The following is a 7,111-nucleotide window of genomic DNA, read 5'->3' as shown; positions in this document are numbered from 1 at the left end:
TTCTCCTGCTGTTTAAGTTCTAATACTTTTCCCCAATATTTGATTATCTCTCCATTGCCAGGTTGGCTGGTAATCAGATACGCGCGGGTTTCTTAAGGCTAAGAAGTGCCTTATTTTAAGTCCTAATAAAAGTCTTCTTACACTTCTTATTGGGTAGTCTTTTAAGCGTTTGTTTATGAATTCTTTTAGAAGAGACTTTATCTGCGGGTTTTGGCGCCTAACTGAGCGTAATTTTAAAAATGCTTTTTGTTCTGGTTTTGAAATTACATCCTGATATACCCCACTATACCCTTTGTAAGTAGTGATTAGTTGTTAGTTGTTTGATTGTTAGTGGGTTAGATATAATATGTCTTTAATTTTTATTATGCCTAAAGGACATAATTTTATTATCAGTTATTCTGAGGGAGCGAATGAAAATTTACCATTCAAATCATCAAGTCTCATTTGCTAATAGTTAATGGTAAATGTCTTGGATAGGTAAGGGCTGGACGGATATAGACCAGTTAGAATACACCAAATCTTGTTTGCTGATAGTTAATGGTAAATATCTGTTAGTTGGCTTATGTTGTAATTAGGGGTTGCAAATTAATCTAAAACTTAGTATTTGGGGTTCCGTATAAGGGGTAAATTTTGAGTTTTGTAGAGTGCGCTTTATCTAAAACAAACTTAGTATTTTGGGTTTCGTATAAGGGATAGGTTTTGACTTTTACAGGTTGCAATTAATCTAACTTGGTATTTTTGGGTTCCGTATAAGGGATAAATTTTGACTTTTGGAGAGCGTTTCGTATTTAAATTTATCTATGGTAGTGTGTAATATCTTGTGTAAATTTAGGATTGACTATATTGTCCGATTTAGTTATTTTAATTATATGCCAGTGCTTATTATTCATGGTGGTGCGGGAAGGAAACTTAATGTCCAAGCCCATCGCCAAGGAATTTATACTGTATTACAAAAAGGTTGGCAAAAATTAACTAAAAATACGAGTGCGTTGGATGTGGTGTGTGAAGTTGTTCAATTAATGGAAGATGACCCGACTTTTAATTGTGGCACAGGTTCAACTTTAACTATTGAGGGCAAAATCGAAATGGACGCAGGAGTTATGACCGATAAAGGTAATTTTGGCGCCGTGGCTGCAATCAGTCAAGTCAGAAATCCGATTTTAGTTGCCCGAAAAGTTATGGAAGAGACTGACCATTTATTATTAGTCGGTGCTGGTGCGCAAAAATTTGCCCGACGCTGTGGTTTTAAGAAATATCAAAAGATTACTGCAATTCAACGAAAACGGCTACATGAATTAAAAACTACAGGGAAATCTTTGTATTTCAGAAAAATTAAAAAATATCTTAATTTGGGCACAGTCGGAGCCATTGCTTTAGACCGTAATAAGAATATTGCAGTAGCAACATCAACCGGCGGTATTTTAGGAAAACTGCCAGGACGCATCGGCGATTCAGCAATTATTGGGGCTGGTCTGTATGCAAACAAAACAGGCGCGGCAACTGCTACTGGACACGGCGAAGGCATTATGCGTTTACTTTTGTCTAAAATGGTAGTGGATTTAATGGCAAAATATTCCGCACAAAAAGCAGTCGATAGGGCAATGGAATATGCTAAAACTAAAGGCGTATTATGCGGTGTAATTGCCTTAAATAAAAAAGGTGATATTGGCTACGGCAATACCACACCAATGATGTCTTGGGCCTATATTAAAGATGGCAAAATTAAAATGTTTTAGGAGATTCAACTGTTATGACTAAATTTCTCTTAGTGCTAACAACTACTGCTAAAAATAATAATCATAAATTTCTAATCATAAATTTCTAATCATAAATTCATAAGGAGAAGTTGCTTATGGCAAAATTTCTTTTAGTTTTAACCACAACCGCCCAAAAAAGTGATGCCGAAAAAATTTGTCAAACCTTAGTAAAAAACTCTTTATCTGCCTGCACTCAAATTTTAGGTCCGATTAGAAGTATTTATATCTGGAAAAATAAGATGCAAAATGCTAAAGAATATTTGTGCATCATAAAGACGACAACAAACCGATATCGTAAAGTGGAAACTACTATTCGGCAAATTCATCCTTACGAATTGCCTGAAATTATTGCGATAGATATTTCCCGAGGATACCAAAAGTATCTTTCTTGGCTAAAGCAAGGCAAGTGAGAAGCGTCTAATCTGGCAAAGGTAAAATATGAAACCGGCTTGGCTCAAAATCAAACTGCCAGCGAGTGCTAACTACGAGTTGGTTAAGAAGAAATTAAACTCAGCGAAGTTGAATACCATCTGTATTTCGGGCCAGTGTCCGAACCGCATTCATTGTTGGCAAAACCGGCATATGACTTTTATGATTCTTGGTAACATCTGCACCCGAAATTGTAAATTCTGCGCAGTGCCGACGGGCAGGCCTAATGGTTATATTGATGAAACCGAACCCTTAAGAATTTCCGAGATAGTTGAAATGTTAAATCTTTCTTATGTTGTCATTACTTCGGTCACACGCGATGATTTATCAGATGGCGGTGCGGACGAATTTGCAAAAACGATTCGCCTAATAAAAAAGACCGATAAGAATATAAAAGTGGAAGTCCTGGTTCCGGATTTTTCGGGAAGCACATCAGCCATTAGCAAAGTGATTGATGCAGGTTGCGATGTCTTGGCTCATAATTTAGAAACTGTCGAACGATTAACGCCGGTAGTTCGAGACCCGAAAGCCAGTTATCAACTCTCTTTGCAGGTATTAAAGACTGCTCGGGAAATAAAACCCGGCCTTGTAACAAAAAGTGGTTTTATGCTGGGATTAGGTGAAACGGACCAAGAAGTTAAGGCAACAATCAATGATTTATTAGCAGTTAAAGTTAACATTCTAACCATTGGGCAGTATCTGCAACCAGATAAGAGATGTTTACCCGTTCAAGAATATATTAGTCCGCAAAGATTTCTCGAATATAAAAATTACGCTTTAGAAAAGGGATTGACTAAAGTTGTTGCTGGTCCTTTAGTGCGAAGTTCTTATATGGAGTAGGAACTTATCCAATTGGGTTAAAATAATTACCATCTACTACCATAGGAATCAAACTGCCAAGAGTTATTTTCTTTTATAAAATATAGTTGTAATCCCCGATTTCGGGACAATCGCGGAATTCGGAGGTATAAGGGTTTAATATCGACATAACAAGTTGCAATATCATTGAGGATTCGGATTGTGGCGAATTCAAGAAAAAATAGGGCACCGGTCTTAAAATAGTTTTTTCTTATCTCGTTATGGGTCCATTCCCGGATTGTGTAACCTTGTAACCGAAGGTGTAATTTTTTCGAATTTTGGGCTAAAGCGATAATTAAAGTTTCTGGAATCGGATTTTCACCGATGACCCTTCTGATACCTTGACGAGTAATTAATTGTTCGAGGGCTAATAATTTTATTTTTTTAATCTCATTGCTATCATTCTCGGCATACGCAAAACTTTGGGGCAAAAGTTTGGAAAGCCATAAAATCTTCCATCCGGTTTTAGTCTTAATCCAGGATTGATACAAGAATACCTTTTCGCGATTGTCAAATGTTACCCAACTGGTAATATGTCCACCCCGACCTAAAATAGTAAGTTTTTGGATTTTAATTTTTTTTATCTTTCGGCCGTTACGCCACTGATGTAAGACTGAGATAAAAGAGTCCAGATTATTTGCTTTGATAAATGCCGAATCAAAGAGCGAATAGACCAGCGAGTCTTTATTATCCTTAAGTCCTTTTAACAATTTCCGCACTTCTTTATGTAATAAACTTTGCTCTTGAGTCTGGACTCGTCTTAATTGTAATATTTTATAGGACCTGAACTTATTGCTGATATAGACAATTATTAAAATTCCTAAGATGATAAATAAGATAGTTCGTCTGGTATTAAAGAATTTTTCTTTCACGGCTAATTTTTACTCCGGTTTTATTTCTTAACGGGCCCGACCAGATTTGAACTGGCGGTCTTCGCCGTGACAGGGCGACGTGTTAAACCAGGCTACACTACGGGCCCGTATTAATAGCATAAACGAATAAAATGATTTGTCAATACTTAGCATCTGAAGATAATAAAAAATTTAGTTTTTGCTATAGAAGATACTTGAAACCCGCAGACTATTTTTTGCTATGATTTCCGTGCAGATAATAAGTATTATCGAACGCACCGGGATGTTTATTAACTATGAATCTAAGTATTTATTAACTGTGAAACTAAGTATTTTCTTTATAAGATATTGTCAGTTCAGTAAAGACCGGTAACGATTTTGCCTTTGGGATATTCCACATAATAGTTAAGTTCCACAATAAATTTTTGCTGTTGAACCAGTTTCGGTCGCCAAGTAAATGTGCCTAAATTTTTATCTTCTTCATATCCTTTCGGTTCAATTTTAATAACTTTTATTTCGACATCTTTATGCTGAGAAACCGGAATCTGTTCAATCAGTTTTATTTCAATTTCTCGGGGTCGCAAGTTTTCCACCGTGGTCTTATAGATAAACTCTCTTCGTTCTCTTTTGCCGAAAAGTCCTGATGAAGTGATGAAAGTCCTAATCAACTCTCGTTTGATTTTAACCCGCTCGTCAGTTCCAAAACTAATTTCTGTTGACTCTTCAGGTGCGATGGTCGAAATATCGGTTTTACCTGTAAATTCACCGCCAACATAAGTATTGGCTTCTCCGCGTAGAAAGACATAATCGCTGGTATTTTTTAGTCTTCCTTTAAGATAGGCGAGTTCTTGGGCTTTGGGTAGAGTATAATACTCAAATTCGGCAGGAAGTTTTGCCCGATATAAAGAAAACTTCTTTGCCGGTTCGCCACTTTGTAAAGAGATGCGACCAGCAATGACATATTGTAAAGAAATCCCGGTCTCAATTCGGGGCACTGCAATATCTGCCTTGGCTGCCTCCATTGGTGCAGCATATTGAATTGCTTCTTCACTCATCACTGCAGTTCTGGTTGCAATTGGTTTTGGTTCTTCGATTGAAACCAACCAAGGATAAGGCTCGGGCGCAACTCCGGCCAAAGCCGGTGCGGCAGTTGATATTACTAACTTTGTTCGTTCCCAATCTTCACCGGTGCGCTGGCTGATTTTCGCAAAATAACTAATCTCAACATTACCGGCTGAAGGGTCAGCACGTAATTCATAGTAAGGAACCCAACTAACCGCATAAGGAATGACATAACTCAGTTCTATAGGATAGGTATCTGGATTTTGGGCTTCGACTTCTGCGATTACTTCTTTACGATTTTCCATTTTGGCTTGAATGTCCGATAATTCTCGACGCAAAGCATCTAACTTTTTTGTGATGTCTTCTTTTTCCCGAGTAAATTCAATCTGCCGAGATTTTACTAAAGTCAACTCTTCAGCAACAAATGATAATGCTTGACGCCAAGCATCAGGTGAAATTTTACCCGTAATAAGTTCTTTATTAATAATTTCCGGTGAACCCAATTTGACTGAATTAAGAAAACTTTCTTTGGCTTCAAGCACTTTCAAGTTATTCTCTATGTTGCGCACTTTGTCTTCCAAGAGTTTGATACTATCCTTTAATACTTTAACTCGACCGATGGGTTTTTCAATATAGCCGCGTCTAATTTGGACTTCACCGATTCTTAAACCGTCTGATTTAACCCGCACTGTATTGTCATCGAGCATTCCAGATAATTCGGGAAATCTTATCGTTTCGGAACCGCTCAGTGTCACTGTTGCTTTGCGCACAATAACTGCTCTATCTGAAAAGACTATCACCGAATCAATCTTTGATTCGACATTAATCGTGGATAAAGATAGTAAAAATAATATAAACATTGTTCCTCCGACTGTCTTTTAATTAACTTATTATATGCCTAATATGAATCAATGTCAATTAATTAACTTATTATAATATATGAATCAATGTCAATCAGATTGCCGGTCGATAATTACTCCGCCGCCAATGACCACATCATTATCATAAAACACGACTGATTGACCAGGAGTAATTGCCCATTGGGGTTCAGTAAATTCGACAGACACTCGATTATCATCAATTGGACTTATTAGGGCCTCGGCTGGAATATGAGTATATCGGATTTTAACTTGTGCTTTGATGGGTCTTTTTAGAGTATCAATACTAATAAAGTTTAAATTATCCGCAATCAATTTTTTACCATACACTTCTTTTTCGGTGCCAACAATAAGGGTATTATTTAGGGCATCAATGTTTATTACATATAAGGGTTCTTTAGCCGCAATGCCAATTCTTTTTCTTTGGCCGATTGTGTAATAAATAATTCCCGGATGTTTGCCAATTACTTCACCTTTGGTATTAATAATTTTGCCTGGGATCGCTTTGATATTATAAGTATCCATTAAAAATTTCGGATAATTGTTGTCAGGAATAAAACAGGCTTCTTGACTTTCCGGTTTATCGGCGATTGGCAGTTGAAATTGCTTGGCTAATGCCCGGACTTCAGATTTCGTTAAATTGCCCAAAGGTAATATGGTTTGGGATAGTTCTTTTTGGCTTAATGGATATAACACATAGGACTGGTCTTTTTTATCATCAACTCCTTTTTTTAATAACCATCGGTTTTGAGTCTTATCATATTCGATTCTTGCATAATGGCCTGTGGCGATTTTAGTGGCATTAAGTTCATGGGCTTTTTTTCGGAAAAAAGGGAATTTTATAAACTTATTACATCTAATACAAGGATTAGGTGTTCTACCTTTAAGGTATTCAGTGCAAAAATTATCAATTACTTTTTGCTTAAAAACACCTCTCAGGTCAATTGTATAAAAGGGGATTTTCAGTTTAGCACAGACTCTTTGGGCATCAGCAATTGCTTTATAACCACAACAATTACGGATACTACCATTGTCTGGGACATCCCAGATGTGCATTGTAATGCCCACAACATCATAACCTTGTTCTTTTAATAATACCGCGGTGACCGAAGAATCAACACCACCGCTCATTGCAACGACGACTCTTTCTGCCATCAATCTATCATAAATAATTTATCTTTTATCGTCAAGTTTAGTTAAGAATTACCAGGCAACTTGGCAATGGAGAGATAATCAAATATTGGGGAAAAGTATTAGAACTTAAACAGCAGGAGAG

Annotated in this window: 6 protein-coding genes and 1 tRNA gene; 3 read left to right on the top strand and 4 right to left on the bottom strand. The window is 36.9% G+C overall.

Annotated elements, in window-relative coordinates:
• Positions 1-869 precede the first annotated feature (869 nt).
• The 3 genes from N2201_07085 to lipA all read left to right on the top strand — a co-directional run bounded on the left by N2201_07085 (position 870) and on the right by lipA (position 3,026).
• Positions 870-1,736: an isoaspartyl peptidase/L-asparaginase family protein gene (locus N2201_07085; protein MCX7785962.1), complete on the top strand. Its 867-nt coding sequence runs from the start codon at positions 870-872 to the stop codon at positions 1,734-1,736.
• Between the two features lie 116 nt (positions 1,737-1,852).
• On the top strand, positions 1,853-2,167 hold the full coding sequence (locus N2201_07080) for a divalent-cation tolerance protein CutA (GenBank protein ID MCX7785961.1): 315 nt from the start codon (positions 1,853-1,855) through the stop codon (positions 2,165-2,167).
• Positions 2,168-2,195: 28 nt separating this feature from the next.
• A complete protein-coding gene (lipA, locus tag N2201_07075; protein ID MCX7785960.1) occupies positions 2,196-3,026 on the top strand; it encodes a lipoyl synthase in 831 nt (276 codons plus the stop codon).
• Positions 3,027-3,052: 26 nt separating this feature from the next.
• Here the strand turns inward: lipA and N2201_07070 are convergent, their stop codons facing one another.
• The 4 genes from N2201_07070 to mnmA all read right to left on the bottom strand — a co-directional run bounded on the left by N2201_07070 (position 3,053) and on the right by mnmA (position 6,990).
• Positions 3,053-3,916 carry a hypothetical protein gene (locus N2201_07070; protein MCX7785959.1) on the bottom strand — a complete coding sequence of 288 codons (864 nt, stop codon included), beginning with the start codon at positions 3,914-3,916 and terminating at the stop codon, positions 3,053-3,055.
• A gap of 31 nt (positions 3,917-3,947) precedes the next feature.
• A tRNA-Asp gene (locus tag N2201_07065) sits at positions 3,948-4,023 on the bottom strand.
• Positions 4,024-4,251: 228 nt separating this feature from the next.
• Positions 4,252-5,817 carry a mucoidy inhibitor MuiA family protein gene (locus N2201_07060; protein MCX7785958.1) on the bottom strand — a complete coding sequence of 522 codons (1,566 nt, stop codon included), beginning with the start codon at positions 5,815-5,817 and terminating at the stop codon, positions 4,252-4,254.
• Positions 5,818-5,907: 90 nt separating this feature from the next.
• Complete coding sequence (gene mnmA / locus N2201_07055) at positions 5,908-6,990, bottom strand: tRNA 2-thiouridine(34) synthase MnmA (protein MCX7785957.1); 1,083 nt, start codon at positions 6,988-6,990, stop codon at positions 5,908-5,910.
• Positions 6,991-7,111 lie beyond the last annotated feature (121 nt).

Source organism: candidate division WOR-3 bacterium, assembly GCA_026418155.1.
GTDB lineage: Bacteria > Hydrothermota > Tepidihabitantia > Tepidihabitantales > CAIPLT01 > JAOABV01.
Note: the sequence above shows the minus strand (reverse complement) of the source record. Positions and strands in the feature narration are given on the sequence as shown.